The following is a 17,309-nucleotide window of genomic DNA, read 5'->3' as shown; positions in this document are numbered from 1 at the left end:
TCACGCGTAGCGTAAGGCAATCGAGTGGATATCCTCTTTAATATCCAGAAATGCGTCGACGATAATTGGGTCAAAATGAGCGCCTTTTTCACTGCGAATCATTCTGATAGCTTCATCATGTGTAAAGGCCTGTTTATATATGCGCTTACTGATTAACGCATCATAAACATCAACAATCGCCATAAGTCGTGCCGAAAGTGGAATGTCTTCACCAGATAACCCTTGCGGATAGCCCGTACCATCCCACTTCTCATGATGAGAATGCGCTATCTCTTTTGCAATACGGAGAAAACTTGTGGCTTTACCATTGATCTCTTCAGCTTTGTTGATCGCTTCAAAACCAATTGTGGTGTGAGTTTTCATAATTTCAAACTCTTCCACCGTTAGCTTGCCTTTCTTCATCAAGATGTGGTCAGGGATGCCAATTTTCCCAATATCGTGTAACGGTGCCGACTTGAAGAGCAAGTTGACGACATTGTCGTCCAACTGATTGGTGTAGTTAGGTTCTAAACGTAGACGTTCTGCAAGAAGCCTAATGTAATGCTGCGTGCGTCGAATGTGATTGCCAGTTTCATTGTCACGAGTCTCCGCAAGTGAAATCATCGCATTAAACGCGATATCCTGAATAACATGCATTTCTTCAAGTTGCTTAATGCTCTCTTGAGTTCTCTTTTGAACCTCCTTTTCCAATGATTCTTTTTCACCTTTCAGGAGATCTGATGCCATTTTTAGTGATAAGTGCGTTTTAACCCGAGCCTTGACGATTTCGGGTACAATCGGCTTAGTAATGTAGTCCACAGCACCAAGTTCTAGACCTTTCCTTTCATCAACATTTTCAGTTTTTGCAGTGATAAATATAACGGGGATATTTTTAGTTAAAGGGTTTGATTTTAAGTATGAACAGACTTCAAAACCATCCATATCAGGCATCATAACATCGAGTAAAATTAGGTCTGGCTGATCACAAATAGCTATCGCTAAGCCTCTGTCTCCACTATTGGCACCTTTAACTTTGTAATCATCTTTCAACAGTTTATACATTAAACTGAGATTCTCTGGGATATCGTCTATGACGAGCAATGTTGGTGTGTGCGAAGAAGAATGGTACATCTCTTATGTCCTTAAGTTATTGATTATAAGAATGTTGCCGTTCGACGAGATGAATTTATTTTATTTTAATAATCAATATAAACAATAAGCTAACTAACTTTAGATACTACTTATATATGAGATATAGCGTGTATCATATAGAAAGGCTGTGACCAAAATCTACTTATTTTAATTCCAGAAAATCAAAGAACTTATTTTAGAGCGATTACTCTTTCAATATTTAAATCAATTATATAGAAACAACTCTTTTATTTAGGTTATTCTTTCGATCAAATAAGTTTTTATGTTTTAAGATCCTAATAATTTTTTTTACCCGATAACAATAAACACGATTTTTTGTGACCCTCTCTTCGACACAGGATGTTCATGCTATGCTTTCAAACTAATCGAAGGATTATCAAGTGGAAATAAGAATGGAAGTATTTGAATGTGTGTCATTCATCCTGTTGAAAGATAAACAAGTTCTATTGGAACATCGGTCAAAGTTAAAAGAAACTGATCCCGGCATGATTGCAATACCCGGTGGTCATTTAGAGGTCGGTGAAACTCAGCAGCTAGCGTTATTACGAGAACTAAAAGAAGAGCTTGATATAACACCTAAAAATGCGAAGTATCTATGTTCACTCTATCATCCAACCATTGAACTTCAGCTATTGCACTATTACGTTATTACCGAATGGGAAGGAGCAATTGTTCCATTAGAAGCGGACGCAGTTAACTGGTATGACATTGATAACGCCCCTGTTGCAACTGAAGCTGACCGAATCGCTTTAGCAGAAGTTGGTCGTGTAAGTCAGTTCTTAGTTGATTGAACATCAACCTAAATTTAACATTCATTCACAGCCCAAGGCATATGAGATATTTACGTCCAAGCTCATAAAAAATGTCACGTTACGGAGTGTGGAATAGCATTTGTCACTACTCACACTCATAGGAGATAGACGTTGTTTAAAAGCCAAACTCCGGTTTTGTTCGCAGTAAATGGACTCACCGCTCTCGCTTTCTCTTTTATTATGCCCATTATGAGCTTGTTTCTTGTTAGTGAGCTTCATACAGAACCAGCCTTGATTGGGCTCTATACATCCTTAACGGCATTGATGACAATGATTGTCAGTCAAAAGCTGACGGGGTTGATTGATAAAGGCGTACCAAGCAAGTTTCTGCTGTTACTCTCTCTTGCCGGTATTTTTTCTGCGGCCATCATGTTTTCTCTCGCTACAGAATTTTGGCATGCCATCGTTATTGGTTGTCTCTTAATGCCTGTAGCTTCAAGCTCTATTCCTCTTATCTTGGCCGTGATAAGGCGCTACGCAGATTCAACAGGAAAAAACAGCGCCAAGCTCAATTCTCAAATGCGTTCTTCGGTTTCATTTCTTTGGATATTTGGTCCACCTTTAGCGTTTTTTTCGGTTGACCACTTTGGTTTTGACAACAACTTTTATATTTCAGCAGCTATTGCAAGCTTTGTGATGATTTGGATTATGCTCTTCTTCCAAATGCCAGTCTTAGAAACCGACAAAATAAAAAATAAACCTAAAACCAAATTGCCTGCTGCGGTTTGGTTTCTTGGAATTGTGGTGCTTATCACTAACATAGCAAACAGTACTTATATCAGTTCTATGCCCCTTTTTATGACGCAAGAACTCGGCTTATCGAAATCGTATCCTGGAATCTTAATGGGAATAACAGCAGCGATTGAAATTCCTGTGATGCTGTTAGCCGTTGGCTGGGCACAGCGTTTTGGTAAAAGCCAAGTGTTGCGTTTGGGGTTTTTAGCGGGCGCTGCTTTCTATATAGGTATGTATTTCAATACCTCGCTGAATATTTTGTTTGCTTTGCAGATTTTAAATGGGCTCTTTTTCGGCATTTTTGTTGGCCTTGGCATTACCATCATGCAAGATTTTGCTCCTACAACGGTAGGTAAAGCGTCAGCGTTTTATACAAATTCGATGCTTGCAGGTACTATGATCGGAACGAGTACCATGGGTGTTATCTCACAATACTTTGGTTTTAAAGCACCACTGTTGCTGTGCTTAGGCGCTATCATATGTTCGTTTATTGGTTTGTTACTGTTCGATGCCTATATTGCTAACCAGCAACGTAAAGTTCAATGCGCTTGACCAACAAGATAAAGCGATGAAAACAAGAGCCTTACTCGAACTCATTGCCCATATTCTCAAGTGTCTTTTTACGGCAGATTGTGCAGGTGACATAGCGATTCATGTTGTAGTAATGACCGCCATTAATGAACTCATGTATAAACAAGGTGACACGCCCTAGTATCGATTTGTCGGTGTCATAACTCGACGGTTTACGCACTAGGCTCTCTTTATGTTCTGTCGGAACTTTGCAACACTTGCAGTATCTAGTCATCGGAATATTCTCTTTGCGTTAAACACCTAGTGAATATACGCCTTTGATTAATGCGCACCTAAATGCACACAAATTTATGCGAGTGACTTAAAAAAAGACGGAATTCCAAAAAGATATGAGTTTTTGAATGGATGAATCAGCGAACAAAGCTATTCAGAAACGAAGATTGAGTACTCCTAAACATTAACCACCACAGTTCAGGAGCCCCAAAGAAAAGTCACAACTTCGGTTTGTTTTCAGATAATACTAACTTGAAGTTAATCTTGAACTAGCCTTCTTAGACTAAGACTTAACGCAATCGATTCAGCACCACAGACTGGTCTAGATTCGTTTGCCATTCAGTATAATCAAGGCCTTTATCAAAGATGAATTCAGTGACTAATGTCCTGACACATTCCACTAATTCGCTTGTACCCCAAGGCTTTTCAAAGTAGCGGTTAATACCAGCGTTATTAATGGCATTGATAGTGTCAGAATGGGTTGCCTGCCCTGTGAGAAGTACTTTCTTGGTATGGATAAAACGAGTATCGGCACTAATTTCTGTAAGGAGTTCAACTCCTGTTTTCTCTGGCATAACATGGTCGGAGATGACTAAAGCAACATGCTCACCGTTAGCATCGAGTTCATCCATAAGATCTAACGCTTCAGAGGCTGATTCACAGTCTTCAATATTCAGCCAGAAACAAAGTGGTTCAAGGTCTTGCAGGACGGCACTTAACACTTCCCTTTGGTCATCCACGCATATGATATTAAGTTTCTCCATGGTCATCCTCTACTGGTAACTTTATTCTGAAAATGGTTGCTTCTTGATCGCTTTTGACCGCGATACTTCCGCCATAACTTGAAACAATTCGCTTCACGATAGACAACCCCAGACCTAAACCGAACGACAGACCATCTTTTTTAGTCGTGAAGCTCGGTTGAAATATTTTTCGCCTTGTAAGTTCACCAATTTCAGGGCCGTTATTGGTCAAAGTCACAAGAAGGCGATGCTTACTATATTTGGTTTGAATATCTAATCTTGGTTCTGATGTCACCATCATCGCATCACAAGCGTTCTTAATGATGTTGACCCACACCTGAACCCATTCTGTTTGTGAACCTTTTAACTTGGGCAAATTACCCGGCCTCATTCTCACTGACACCCTGCGTAAGTCGCTTTGCAAAAGAGTCAATGCCCTGTTTATGGTGTCGTTAATATCTAGCTCTTCATTGAGATTGACTTCACTTCTGGCAAGCTGCTTGACGGACTTCACAATCCCTACTGCATGGCTCGACGCCACACGTAAATCGTGTAAATCCCTTCCCATTTGCCAATATCGAATGGCAAGATTGGCGTTACCTATCCAATGAGATGAAAGTTCGTCTTCCGGTACGGCGCGCGCAAGTTCTCTCGCAACGTTTTTAGGCAGTTGATACTTACGTTCTAAAATCAATCCTCGCCGTCTGGCTTCACTGGAAGAGACTTTTTGACCATGCATTAATCCATAATCAAAAAACTGACTGGCCTCGGGGTGAACTTCTTCCAACAGTTCCATAAAAAGGCTTTCAAGACGCTCACTTTTGCTGCTCACTACACCAATTGCATTGTTCAGCTCATGGGAAATGCCAGCGGCCAACTGCGCCAATGTGGTCATCTGTTCAGCCGAGTGCAGTTTTTCTAAAGCTTTCTCTTTTGCCACTGCTTCCTGATGCGCGCGACGCTGGCGACGATTCAATTCTGCAACAATAACTGGCATAAACTGTGTACTGAGTGGACCAAATGTCTCGGCGTCCAAGGTTTCCGTGTGCCTGTCAATCCAACTCAGTTTTACCTCAGTTTGTGCGACAACGGTTGACGAAGCAGTCCATGTTCCAGAAAAAAAACTGTGTACGCCAATGAACGCGCCTTTAGAGGCAGAGAACACTTTTACATGACGACCTTCAAACTCTTCATAATCCCCCAGCAGTTCACCAGAATGGACGTAGTAGAGACGGTCGTTGTAACCATCTTGTTGAATCACTTTACTGCCTGAAGGCAGGGTTATCGTTTTATCACTGTTTCTGAAGTAACGATCTACAAGCGTGCGTTCTTGTTCATTCATGCTATTTGCCGACTAACCAATGAATCCGACCACATTCAGTGCCGCGACCATAACAAAACTCAAAAGCACCCCTACCACCCCCAGAATAACGCCAACTTTTGCCATCTGATTACTTTGAACATAGCCAGTAGCATGAGCCAAAGCATTAGGAGGTGTACTGATAGGCAATGACATGCCCAAAGATGCCGAAAAGGTAACAACTAAGATTAACGTAACTTCACCACCCAGCGTGTTAAGAGATGTCATAGAAGCACCCAACGCTGCCATTATCGGCATCAGTAAGTTTGCGGTTGCGGTATGAGACATAAAGTTAGCCATCAACAGACATAACAATGCTGCACCGAACAACACCACATACGGAGAAAAATCACCGAAAGGAATACTGTGAACAACCAGTGCGGCTAACCCTGTTTTATCTAACGCCAGACCCAATGCGATACCGCCGGATACCAGCCAGAGCACATCCCAAGAGATTTTTTTCAAATCTTCTTTATTGATGATCCCTGTTACTGAGAATACCGCGACAGGAATTAGAGCCACGGTATAGGAGTTCATACCGTGTAAATCCCCAACCAACCAAAGCAAAATAGTCGCTGCAAAAGTGATATACACAACCATAGCCTTTGGTGTCTTAAGGAATTTGCCTTTGATCGTCAGCTCAATTCGTTGCTGATCCGCTTTGTAGATTGAGCAAATTAGAAACCATGATAACGCCATCATTACGACGACAAATGGCACACCGAATGCCATCCATTCGCCAAATGTGATGAGATTGTCACCGACCAGATATTTAAGGGCGATGGCGTTGGGCGGAGTCCCAATAGGCGTTCCGATCCCGCCAATATTAGCCGCGACAGGAATGCACAGAGCAAACGCGATTCTTCCCGGGTCTTTAGGCCCAAATACCGCAATAACCGGTGCCAAAATAGAAAGCATCATCGCTGTTGTCGCCGTATTGGACATAAACATCGAAAAAACGCCCGTGATCAGCATCAAGCCAAGCATTACGTATTTCGGATTCTGACCGAAAGGCTTGAGCAATACCCGAGCTAAGTTGACATCCAATCGGTACTTAGTTGCCGCCATCGCCAAAAAGAAACCGCCGAGAAACAGCATAATAATTGGGCTTGCGAAGGTTGCCATGATATCGCTGTATTTAAGCAAGTGCCCAAACTCAGGTTGCGATTCGTTTAAACGAAAAAGAATAAGCCCCTTATTCGACAGCATCAGCAATTCGAGGACAATGATGACGACAGAAGTGGCATAAATTGGGATCGGTTCAAACACCCACAAAAGTGCCGCAAGTAAGAAAATTGCAATGACACGTTGCTGGATAAGCGTTAAACCATCGAACGGAAAAGCCGACAACGGCATAAGCAAAATAAGTAAAGGTATTACAATTGGAATAATAAATTTTAAGTAAGGGCGTACCATCACTGCTCTTCCTTGCTGCTGGTTAAACCAATTTGAAAAAATGGAGTATCAATACCAACGCCAACAATAATCCGTTCTGTATTGCCCTAAGCGATGTTCTTAGCGCAATTGCTTGAAAGAAAAATGACAGATTTTGATATGACACCGCTATTCAAACTAACTGGTACATTATGGAAGAGAGAAAACAAAAAGTTAGGAGTGAGATCAACGATTCAGTGTTCCCTCAAAACAACATGTCAAAAATGAGGGCTTAGACACAAACTCGTGTCCGTTAGCATCAAACAGAAAAATGAAGAAAAAGAAAATCCGGCCTAAGCCGGATTGTGTTTAGTCATGATTGCCCAATTTCACTTTGCCATTGGTATTAAACCACAGCGCCTCTTTGCGACGGCGACCAAGCAGAATTGGTCCGTCATCGTAGAATAAGAAATTCTTCCAGTGACGTTTAAATACTGACCATTTGGTTTCAATCACATTGTATTTTTCATAACAAAAATACACAGTTACATCATCTTGCCAATCAATATGTTCTAACACAGCTTGTGGTAGTGCTTCATCATCACTCTCCCACTCTGCCATCCAGTCCACTTCGTTCGACCAGCTGCCAGCCTTACTTGGCCAGTCTTGAGAGCTAAAACGTTCGGCATCTGGGCTCTGCGAGCTGAGGTTTTCTTTCCAATACTGAGCGGCTCGAAGTTGAGTCATAGGTTTAATCTGTGCCAAATCCTCTTCAGGAACCGGCATAGATTGATGAGTAAAAATCCATTTTCTTTGGTAATCATCCAAAGGCAAATACGACATGAAATGTCCTTAAGCTTTGAGCCATCCATTTTCGGTGGCTTGTTCAATCATTTGCTGCGCATATTCCCACAGCGTATGTGAACCATCGTCAATACGACGATTCACGGTTAATGCTTGTTGGCGAGTTACGTTGTTCTCTCTCCAACCAATCCCCTGATTGTTGAAATTCAGCATCATTGGAATCAATCTGTCGAGCGCTTTGGCAAACTTAGCGTCCGCGGTTTCGGCGGCTTCGAATTCGCGCCATAGAGAAAACAGCTCTTCAGCCTGATCATCTGGTAATAACCCAAACAACCTCTCAGCGGCAGCCAGCTCTTTCTGTGCTTGCTCTTTTGAAGCTGCTGCATCATATACAAAGGTGTCGCCAGTATCAATTTCAACCATGTCATGCATCAATAACATTTTCAAAACCCGACTAATATCGACAGGTTCATTCGCATGCTCTTGCATCACAAGAGCCATCATAGCCACGTGCCAGCTGTGCTCTGCACTGTTTTCTAATCTATCTTCCGCACATTGAATACGAGTACGACGCAACACAGATTTTAGTCTGTCTAATTCCAAAACCAGATTGAGCTGTTGTTGCAATCGTTGATTCATATTATTCCTCTTTCCAGTGCGCGTTAATGAGAGACATGAGATTGTGGTCTTCCCACTTACCGTTAATCAATATGTAGTCTTTGGCGTGCCCTTCGTGCAAGAAACCCACCCGTTCAAGTACACCTTCACTGCGTTTGTTACGGGGAATATAAGCCGCCATAATGCGATGCATATTCTGAACAGAAAACATGTAGTTGCATGCCATTTGTAATGCGCGGGTCATGGTTCCTTTGCCTTGCGCATTACTGGCAAGTGAATATCCAACGTTACAGGTGTGAATAGGAAAACGGTTTAAATTGCTAAATGAGATTGTGCCAAGCATTCTATCGGTCTTGGCATCAATAATCAGCAGGTAGTAGCCCAAAGAAAGCTTGTGTACCTCTGTGAGCTTCAGCAATCTTTGCTGCCAACCTTCCGCAGTAAAGAATGCCTCTTCACGAGCTGGGTCCCAAGGTTTTAAGTGTTCTCGGTTCTCTCTGAAGTATTGAGCGATACGCTCCGCATCGCTCAACTGAGCGGTAACCAATCGTATTTCGCCATCCGTTTCGTAGACTGAAGATGGCGTGCTGTTAGATTCAATCAACGTTTCTTAATCCCATAATCTCGAAGCTTGTTGGCAACAGAAGTGTGTGACACGTCTAAGCGCTTCGCCAATTTACGGCTTGAAGGGAAAGACTGATACAAACGGTCAAGCACTTGAGCTTCGTATTCTTTCATAATGTCGTCCAGAGACCCATCAAGGTTAATATTGGTAGTACCCACATTGTTGCTTTCCAACTGTGGTAGATGGAAAAGCTCTGCGGTAATCACATCGCCTTGCAACTCAGTAAGTGCACGTAAAACCATATTGTCTAGTTGGCGGATATTACCCGGCCATTGATACAAAGCCAGTTGATCGAGCAGGCCGTCATCGAGTTTCGGCTTAGGCATACCCAATTTTGCTGTGTGCTTGGCAATAAACAGTTCCAATAGAGGCTGAACATCGCTCGGGCGCTCTCGTAGCGGTGGAATAGTCAAAGTCAGAACATTGAGACGGTAGAAAAGATCTTCGCGGAACTTGCCGGATTCAGCCAACTCAGCCAGCTTATAACGTGTAGAAGCAATCACACGCACATTGACATGGATTTCGTGTTCTTCACCAACGCGGCGGAAAGTGCCATCTTGCAAGAAACGTAACAGCTTAATTTGCAGATGCGGGCTCATTTCACCGATTTCATCCAGCAGTACCGTGCCGCCATTCGCTTGCTCGAAAATGCCTTTGTGACCTTGTTCATGATTGAACGAACCGGGAGCATGGCCAAACAACTCTGTTTCTGCTACGTCATCAGGCATAGAAGCACAGCTTAAAACCAAGAATGGATGAGCGGCGCGGTCTGAGCGATTATGACAAGCTCGTGCAAGCATCTCTTTACCCGTACCTGTATCCCCTTCAATTAGCAGGGGCTGATCGAGCATCGCAAGTTTTTTCGCTTGGGTGATAAGCGCCTTATGACGATTCGAAATCCCAACAAAATGTTCGAAGCCAAGGTTGTTATGCAGAGAAAGCTGAGTTTCAGTTGCAACGCCCGAGACTCGAGGGCGAATGATCATCATAGCGCTGGCAAAGGTCGACTCTTTAGATTCGCCTGTGATGTAAACAGGCATCATTTCCATCAAGTAATCCAAACCATCCAACACGATTTCCTCGCGCAAACGGGATTTGCTGCCTTCTATCCAACGTTGGAAATTGAAACTTGGTAACAGCGTTGAGATGTGTACGCCATTCATATCGCCAGTGTCTTTGTTAAACAGAGACAATGCAGAATGGTTAGCCATATCAACTGAGCCCTTGAGGTCGATCGATAGCACCGCATCGGGCAAGTTATTCAATAAGGAAATCAGTTCCGTATTGTGCCTTTCCATTGGCATGAACTGAATTTTTCGCACGTCTTTAACGCCGGAAATCCTACGAATTTCCGCCATTAACTCACTGAAAGTTTCAAAATCAATGTCTGGGCAGTTTAAGTAAATGATTCCGGAAATATCAATTTCGATACCGCGTAAATCGATATTTCTAGAGGCGAGTAAGTCGAGGAGTTCTCGAGTCAGACCAAGTCTATCTTCGCAAAATACTTCAAGGCGCACAGAATGATTTCCCTAATAAGAAAGTGTCACGAAAAGTTGACAGTAGTTTCTATCAAGGGTTGAAATGCGTCAAGTAATCTGTGTGCTTACCGTGTGTTTTCTCTTACTTAACAGTCAATGCGGTAACTTTCGTAACGATTTGTTTGCGTATTGCACTCAATTTTACAGCGCGATCTTTATGCCATGGTAACGGACGTAACAAAGTCATTGCTTTTAAACCCAAACGCGCCGTTAAGATACCGACACCGATCCCTTGTCCTGCTCGTGCCGATACCTTACCCGCTAAATCCATAGATAGCAGATCCATGCTGGCATCAATGACCAACTCACTTGCCCCTGCGGCGGCCATATTGACTAATACAGACTTAAACAACTTCAAACGAGACCAATAACCAAGTTCAACACCATACAACTGCGCTAATTGGTCAATCATGGTGAAATTGCGCCAAGCCACCAGCAACATATCCGCAATAGCCAACGGACTTATGGCGACCAACGCTGCTGCTTCAGTCGAGAACTTAGACACAAGCTGAGTGGCTTTCTTATCTTGCTCACTCACGACCATAGCATCATACATATCTAGTATTTCAGCATCACTGTGGCTGTCACTAACGCTGTTTTTCCAGCGCTCATAAGCTGGTGCGGTAGGTAACACTCCACTCTGTTTTGCCAGTGATTCGCAAAACGCCTCTCCCTTACCAACTCGGTCTTTCGTCATTAGGGCTTCCGCGTGTTCCTGAGTTGAAAAATGATTTCTCAACTTACGCAGCTTCCAAAGTTCTCGTCCTAGCGCTCCTAATCCTAAAGATGCCAGAGTAGCAATAAAACCTGTCCAGCCAAGACTCAACCAATCCGAACTTTGAATCGCCTGAACTACAGAGTCTATCGCTTGCCATGTAACAAGACCGCCAAAGCCCACTAATAAGCCGGAGACCAGCCAGCGGCGACCTCGCTTAGGTCGGATAATTTGCTCTAGCTGCGTTTCAATTTTACTTTCTTCAATCTCAGCAACTGATGGGACGAACTTCTCTTGCTCAGAAAATTGCTTTTGCGCGGTGAGTTCAATCTCATCATTTTCTTTGTCTAACGACTGAGTGAAGACTTGTTTGGCTTTTAAATCGCTCATTGAAGCTTATCTCCAATCAAAATATCTAGCGCTTTGTCTACTCGAATATGCTGGCAAGGCTCATCATGATTCATGTTCGCTGGGCGGAAGGAAGTGAAATCAAAACGGCTTTTTTGCCAAAAATCAGGATTTGGTAACTTGTTCGGCACTTCTCCCGGATACAAAGTAAGCGACTCTCCCGCCTCAGTGATACCCTGAATAGCTGGCACTTTGCCTTCGCTAGTATCAATATGACCGGATTTGGTTGCGCGAATTGAAGCCATACTAATACAGCTCATCTCAATGTTTTCATACGCTGCCGATTGCCAAGCGGGATGTATCATCTGCTGAAGCAGTGACACTAAGTTTCCATATTGGTCAGGGGTTATGTGATCAGCCTTGGTTGCCGCAAACAGCACTCTATCAATCTTAGGAGAGAAGATACGTTTCAATAAACCATTTCTGCCATAACGGAAGCTATGCATAATTTGTTCAAGCGCACTGCGCATATCCATAAACGATTCATGGCCGTCATTCAGAGGGGAAAGACAATCGACCAATACGATTTGACGATCAAAGGTTGAAAAATGATGCTTGTAGAAAGCTTTAACCACCTTGTTTTGATATTCCTCATAACGTTTTTTCAGCAGAGATAAAACACTATGTTTATCTGCCTTAGACGATGCTTCAACATTTCGACAAGGGAAAAATTGCAGCACCGGTGCGCCTTCCAGTTCTCCGGGTAAAACAAATCTTCCTGGCTGAACCCAGTGCAATCCAGACTCCTTACATTTGTGCAAGTAGTCAGTATAAAGCGAAGCAATATGCGCCAATGTTTTCTCGTTCGCTTCTTCATTCAAATCGAGTTTGTCTAGCGCTTCAAGCCAAGGTTTCGCCAATTCCGCTCTCACCCCATGCATGGCATTAAACTGTTGAGCGGACCACGTAGCAAAATCAAGTTCAAGCATGGGTAAGTCAAGCAACCACTCCCCTGGATAATCAATAATGTCCATATACAGAGTCGATGTACTACTCAGTAACTTTTTCGTTCGCTTCTTCGTTTTGTATTTAATCGCTAAACGAATTTCACTCACATCGCGAGTCGGCACTGGCCATTCTGGTGGCGTAGATTGCAATTGCACCATTGCTTCGTCATAGCCGAAACGCGGTACCATTAGATTAGTTTGAGGAACGCGTTTCGCGCCTATAATTCGCTTGTCTCGCGCTGCCGCAAGCAACGGTAAATTATCATGTGTGGACGTATGGAGGAGTTGATTCACCAACGACGTAATAAATGCGGTTTTGCCTGCACGGGACAGTCCCGTAACGGCTAATCTCACATGAGCATCTAAACCACGATTAATTAAGTCATTCACTTCTTGGCGAATTCGCTTCATTGACAGTCTCCCAGAAAATCTTTAGCGCATCATGACGTTGTTAATCTTAATACGAGATGAATAAAAAAGCCCCTGAATAAAATCAGAGGCTTAGTATTCGTTTTTAAACGATTAATCTTCTTCAATCAGCTTGTAAATAACAAACAGAGCGATTTCCAACATAACAAACAGTACGCAAGTAATCGTTACGTACTTATCATCAAAGATGCTGATCCCATGAAGAATAAGGTCGTAGCCCACAAATGCACCGATAACCACGGCTATGAGGATTTGAAGAATTTTTATAAAGCGAGGCATCATGCTCTCCTGACGTTTCAATAAGTTAACAAGCCAATAATTATTAAAGCATTATATAGACAAAAAGTGCCGCTTTCGCCGCACTTTTTGTGATTTATTGGTAAATATTATCTTTATTAAGAATTACTTGGCCGCTTCAGCGATTTTCACACGCCAAGTATCTGGACCAGTTTGGTGTGCATTTGCTCCTGTAGAGTCAACTGCAACGGTCACTGGCATATCTTCCACTTCAAACTCGTAAATCGCTTCCATACCTAAGTCTTCAAAAGCAACCACACGAGCTTTCTTAATCGCTTTAGCAACAAGGTAAGCTGCACCACCTACTGCCATCAGATAAACCGCTTTGTGTTTCTTAATCGATTCAACCGTTGCCGCGCCACGCTCTGCTTTACCAATCATGCCCATAATGCCCACTTCTTCCAGCATCATGTCAGTAAATTTATCCATACGCGTTGAGGTTGTTGGACCAGCAGGACCAACCGCTTCATCACCCACAGCATCAACAGGACCTACGTAGTAAATAAACTTGTCTTTTAGATCGACACCTTCAGGTAGCTTCTCGCCATTTTGTAGCATGGTTTGAATACGCTTATGCGCAGCATCTCGACCTGTTAGGATCTTGCCTGAAAGCAGTACTGTTTCACCCGTTCTCCAAGACTGTACATCTTCTGCCGTCACGGTATCCAGGTTAACTCGACGAGTATTCGAACCTGCTTCCCACGTAATTTGTGGCCAATCTTCCAGCTTCGGTGGCGTCAGTTCCGCAGGACCTGAACCGTCAAGAGTGAAATGTACGTGACGCGTTGCTGCACAGTTTGGAATCAAACACACTGGTTTAGACGCTGCGTGTGTTGGTGCTGTTTTGATTTTAACGTCAACAACAGTGGTTAAACCGCCAAGACCTTGAGCACCAATACCTAATTTGTTTACACGGTTAAAGATATCAATACGCAGTTCTTCTTCCGCATTTTGTGGTCCACGAGCAATCAGCTCTTGAATATCGATGTGTTCCATCAATGATTCTTTCGCCAACACAGCCGCTTTCTCAGCTGTGCCTCCAATACCAATGCCTAGCATACCCGGAGGACACCAACCAGCGCCCATAGTTGGCAGTGTTTTTTCTACCCATTCTGCAATATCGTCAGACGGGTTTAACATCACCATTTTCGTTTTGTTTTCACTACCGCCGCCTTTAGCTGCGATTTGAATTTCAACTTTATTACCCGGAACCATATTGATATGTACTACCGCTGGCGTATTGTCTTTGGTGTTAATACGTTTACCAGCCGGGTCCATCAAAACAGATGCACGCAGTGGGTTGTCGGGATTGGTGTATGCCTGACGAACGCCTTCGTCCACCATTTGTTGAACCGTCATATCAGTAGAGTCCCACTGAACAGCCATACCAATGTTAACAAAGCAAGTTACAATACCTGTATCCTGACAGATAGGACGGTGACCTTCTGCCGACATGCGAGAGTTTATCAGGATTTGCGCGATAGCATCTTTCGCAGCTTGGCTTTCTTCTTTGTTGTAGGCTTCTTCTAGGGCTTTGACAAAATCTAGCGGGTGATAGTAAGAAATGTATTGTAGAGCATCAGCTACACTACTGATTACGTCTTGTTGTCGAATTACCGTCATTGCTTGCCTCTTTTATTGTTATGCTTCCTTGAGCTTTAAAGAGCTTACCTTTGAATCAGAAAATTGCATGGAATTGGTGAGCCCATCAAGTGGCTTTATGATACTCTTGCTTTCCTCAACGCGCCATTCGGTGAACGGTCTCTTTGTCACAAATTACTAAAATGACAATCTATTAAAATGAATAAAAACGAACAAAAAAGCATTCAGTCAAAAGCACTTACCTATCATACGGATATTGCAACTCAACTGTTTTCAAAGGTAGAAAACCACCCTTGGGCCATGCTGTTACGCTCTGCTTCTGAGACACATATCGACAGCCGCTACGACATTTTGGTTGCGAACCCAATAGCGACACTCACAACCACCGATGAAGAAACCATCATCACTGAACCCTCCGGTGTAACTTCATCTTTAGAAGACCCATTTGCACTGCTTGCTACTTTGCAAAATCAGTATCTGCCTGAGCAAAGTTATAGTGAGAGCCTGCCATTTGTCGGCGGCGCGGTCGGCTATTTTTCCTATGATTTAGGCCGCAGAGTCGAGAAACTCCCTACTCTTGCCAAACACGATATCAACATGCCAGATATGGCTGTGGGTATTTATGAATGGGCGATTGTGATCGATCACCATAACAAAACGGCTCAATGGGTTGGGATTAACTTGGATCAGGCGCAACAGTGGCTGGAAATGCAAGGCGGCGACAACCACGACTCAAAAGCCAAACAAGCCTTTTCACTCACAACTGCTTGGCAATCGAACATGACCCCGGAAAGCTATGCTGAAAAGTTTGCGCAGGTTCAGGAGTATTTAAAATCTGGTGACTGTTATCAGATCAACCTTGCACAGCGTTTCGAAGCTCATTATCAAGGCTCTGAATGGCAAGCGTATCTTAAATTAGAAAACCACAACCAAGCGCCCTTCTCTGCCTTTATTCGTACTGAAGAAGGGGCAATTTTAAGTGTTTCGCCAGAGCGTTTCTTACAGTTGCGTGGAGACGACATCGAAACCAAACCGATAAAAGGCACTCGCCCAAGAAGCCAAGATAAAGTATTAGATGATGCTTTCGCATCAGAACTTGTTAATGCAGAGAAGGATCAGGCCGAAAATCTGATGATTGTGGATTTGCTGCGTAATGACATAGGTCGTGTGGCCGCGCCAGGCTCTGTACATGTGCCTAAACTGTTTCATATTGAGAGCTTCCCTGCAGTTCACCATCTTGTCAGTACCATTCGTGCCAAGCTAGATAGCCAGTATTCTGCTTGTGATTTACTAAAAGCAGGCTTTCCGGGCGGTTCTATTACAGGAGCTCCGAAAGTGCGTGCGATGGAAATCATTGAAGAACTCGAACCTCACCGTCGCAGCGCATATTGTGGCTCTATTGGTTACATTAGTCGCCACGGGCAAATGGACACCAGCATTACAATTCGCACCCTTGTTGCCCACAATCACAAAATCTATGCTTGGGCTGGCGGTGGCGTGGTTGCTGACAGCCAATGTGAATCAGAATTTCAGGAAACGTTGGACAAACTGAGTAGAATCTTGCCTATATTAGAAAGATAAGTGGAATACCAGATAAGTCTCTGCCTAACACGAACACTTGTCTGGTTGTCTTTTCTAAAAACATCGAAATAAAGCGATTGGATCAGCATGAAAGCAAGATCACCACTCACTAAAGCGGAACTTATACAACGATTCCAACTTCATCAAACCGTTGATTATCATATTGAATCAACGCGTCGCTACGACAAAATCCCAAGAGATTCACTACGCAAAGCATCGGTACTGATTGGATTTGTACAAAGAGAGCATGGGTTGAACATTGTTTTGACCAAACGCGCAGAACATCTCAAGCATCATCCTGGTCAAATCAGCTTTCCGGGTGGCAAATACGAAGAAGGCGATAGAACCCTGTACAGAACAGCGATTCGTGAAGCCGAAGAAGAAATTGGTATTACGGCTTCTGACATCGAAACTTTCGGTCAGTTACCAGAAATTGTGACCATCAGTAAGTTCTCAGTCACACCTATTATGGCTTTTATTAATCCAGACTATCAGGCGGCAATCGATCCGAATGAAGTTGAAGAGGTATTTGAAGTTCCCGCCGATCATCTACTGGATAAAAACAAACTCTATTCGGGTATTTTTCAGGTTAAAAGTCAGCCTCACCGAATATTTGCCATCCCCTATCAGCGGCACTTCATTTGGGGGATGACGGCACAAATCATCCAAGCTTTGCAACGCCACATCAATATCTCATACAAATAAATCCTGAATTATTAACATAAATAATGCGTACGACTTAAGCGCAATCATAGATAGTTTCAATACTGGCAACCTCGCATT

General features: G+C 43.2%; 17 protein-coding genes. 4 read left to right on the top strand and 13 right to left on the bottom strand.

Annotated features, from left to right (window positions below; translation table 11 throughout):
* The gene (locus HUO09_RS04270; RefSeq protein ID WP_188233073.1) at positions 1-1,110 is read right to left on the bottom strand and encodes a two-component system response regulator; all 1,110 of its coding nucleotides are present in this window, start codon (positions 1,108-1,110) and stop codon (positions 1-3) included.
* Positions 1,111-1,523: 413 nt separating this feature from the next.
* Here HUO09_RS04270 and HUO09_RS04265 point away from each other — a divergent pair, with 413 nt between their 5' ends.
* Complete coding sequence (locus tag HUO09_RS04265) at positions 1,524-1,922, top strand: NUDIX hydrolase (RefSeq protein ID WP_188233072.1); 399 nt, start codon at positions 1,524-1,526, stop codon at positions 1,920-1,922.
* A 132-nt stretch (positions 1,923-2,054) separates the two neighbouring features.
* Positions 2,055-3,230 carry a sugar efflux transporter gene (locus tag HUO09_RS04260; protein WP_188233071.1) on the top strand — a complete coding sequence of 392 codons (1,176 nt, stop codon included), beginning with the start codon at positions 2,055-2,057 and terminating at the stop codon, positions 3,228-3,230.
* 31 nt (positions 3,231-3,261) lie between these two features.
* Here the strand turns inward: HUO09_RS04260 and HUO09_RS04255 are convergent, their stop codons facing one another.
* The 12 genes from HUO09_RS04255 to HUO09_RS04200 all read right to left on the bottom strand — a co-directional run bounded on the left by HUO09_RS04255 (position 3,262) and on the right by HUO09_RS04200 (position 14,966).
* Positions 3,262-3,483 carry a hypothetical protein gene (locus HUO09_RS04255; RefSeq protein WP_188233070.1) on the bottom strand — a complete coding sequence of 74 codons (222 nt, stop codon included), beginning with the start codon at positions 3,481-3,483 and terminating at the stop codon, positions 3,262-3,264.
* 289 nt (positions 3,484-3,772) lie between these two features.
* On the bottom strand, positions 3,773-4,246 hold the full coding sequence (locus HUO09_RS04250) for a response regulator (RefSeq protein WP_188233069.1): 474 nt from the start codon (positions 4,244-4,246) through the stop codon (positions 3,773-3,775).
* A complete protein-coding gene (locus HUO09_RS04245; protein ID WP_188233068.1) occupies positions 4,233-5,567 on the bottom strand; it encodes an ATP-binding protein in 1,335 nt (444 codons plus the stop codon). The genes HUO09_RS04250 and HUO09_RS04245 overlap by 14 nt, the downstream gene beginning before the upstream one ends.
* 12 nt (positions 5,568-5,579) lie before the next feature.
* Positions 5,580-7,001: a DASS family sodium-coupled anion symporter gene (locus tag HUO09_RS04240; protein WP_188233200.1), complete on the bottom strand. Its 1,422-nt coding sequence runs from the start codon at positions 6,999-7,001 to the stop codon at positions 5,580-5,582.
* A gap of 327 nt (positions 7,002-7,328) precedes the next feature.
* Positions 7,329-7,802 carry a DUF2947 domain-containing protein gene (locus tag HUO09_RS04235; RefSeq protein ID WP_167412788.1) on the bottom strand — a complete coding sequence of 158 codons (474 nt, stop codon included), beginning with the start codon at positions 7,800-7,802 and terminating at the stop codon, positions 7,329-7,331.
* A gap of 9 nt (positions 7,803-7,811) precedes the next feature.
* Entirely contained in the window at positions 7,812-8,402 is a 591-nt protein-coding gene (locus tag HUO09_RS04230; RefSeq protein WP_188233067.1) for an HD domain-containing protein, read from the bottom strand.
* 1 nt (position 8,403) lies between these two features.
* Positions 8,404-8,982 (bottom strand): ribosomal protein S5-alanine N-acetyltransferase, encoded by a 579-nt coding sequence (gene rimJ, locus HUO09_RS04225; protein WP_373563683.1) that lies wholly within the window; start codon positions 8,980-8,982, stop codon positions 8,404-8,406.
* Positions 8,982-10,526 carry a transcriptional regulator TyrR gene (tyrR, locus tag HUO09_RS04220; protein WP_188233065.1) on the bottom strand — a complete coding sequence of 515 codons (1,545 nt, stop codon included), beginning with the start codon at positions 10,524-10,526 and terminating at the stop codon, positions 8,982-8,984. Before tyrR ends, rimJ begins: the two co-directional genes overlap by 1 nt.
* Before the next feature lie 103 nt (positions 10,527-10,629).
* Positions 10,630-11,652 carry a YcjF family protein gene (locus HUO09_RS04215; RefSeq protein WP_188233064.1) on the bottom strand — a complete coding sequence of 341 codons (1,023 nt, stop codon included), beginning with the start codon at positions 11,650-11,652 and terminating at the stop codon, positions 10,630-10,632.
* Positions 11,649-13,028, bottom strand: a complete 1,380-nt coding sequence (locus HUO09_RS04210) for a YcjX family protein (protein ID WP_188233063.1) — start codon at positions 13,026-13,028, stop codon at positions 11,649-11,651. Before HUO09_RS04210 ends, HUO09_RS04215 begins: the two co-directional genes overlap by 4 nt.
* 111 nt (positions 13,029-13,139) lie before the next feature.
* A complete protein-coding gene (locus HUO09_RS04205) occupies positions 13,140-13,325 on the bottom strand; it encodes a hypothetical protein (protein WP_042487601.1) in 186 nt (61 codons plus the stop codon).
* 123 nt (positions 13,326-13,448) lie between these two features.
* Positions 13,449-14,966 (bottom strand): fumarate hydratase, encoded by a 1,518-nt coding sequence (locus tag HUO09_RS04200; RefSeq protein ID WP_188233062.1) that lies wholly within the window; start codon positions 14,964-14,966, stop codon positions 13,449-13,451.
* Positions 14,967-15,143: 177 nt separating this feature from the next.
* On the opposite strand from HUO09_RS04200, the gene pabB reads away from it, so the two are divergent.
* Together pabB and HUO09_RS04190 are read left to right on the top strand one after the other, a co-directional pair.
* Entirely contained in the window at positions 15,144-16,526 is a 1,383-nt protein-coding gene (gene pabB / locus HUO09_RS04195; RefSeq protein WP_188233061.1) for an aminodeoxychorismate synthase component 1, read from the top strand.
* Positions 16,527-16,613: 87 nt separating this feature from the next.
* Positions 16,614-17,231, top strand: coding sequence for a CoA pyrophosphatase (locus HUO09_RS04190; RefSeq protein WP_188233060.1), 618 nt, complete (start codon positions 16,614-16,616; stop codon positions 17,229-17,231).
* Positions 17,232-17,309 lie beyond the last annotated feature (78 nt).

Origin of the sequence: Vibrio sp. Y2-5 (assembly GCF_014596725.1) — a bacterium.
Classification (GTDB): domain Bacteria; phylum Pseudomonadota; class Gammaproteobacteria; order Enterobacterales; family Vibrionaceae; genus Vibrio.
Note: the sequence above shows the minus strand (reverse complement) of the source record. Positions and strands in the feature narration are given on the sequence as shown.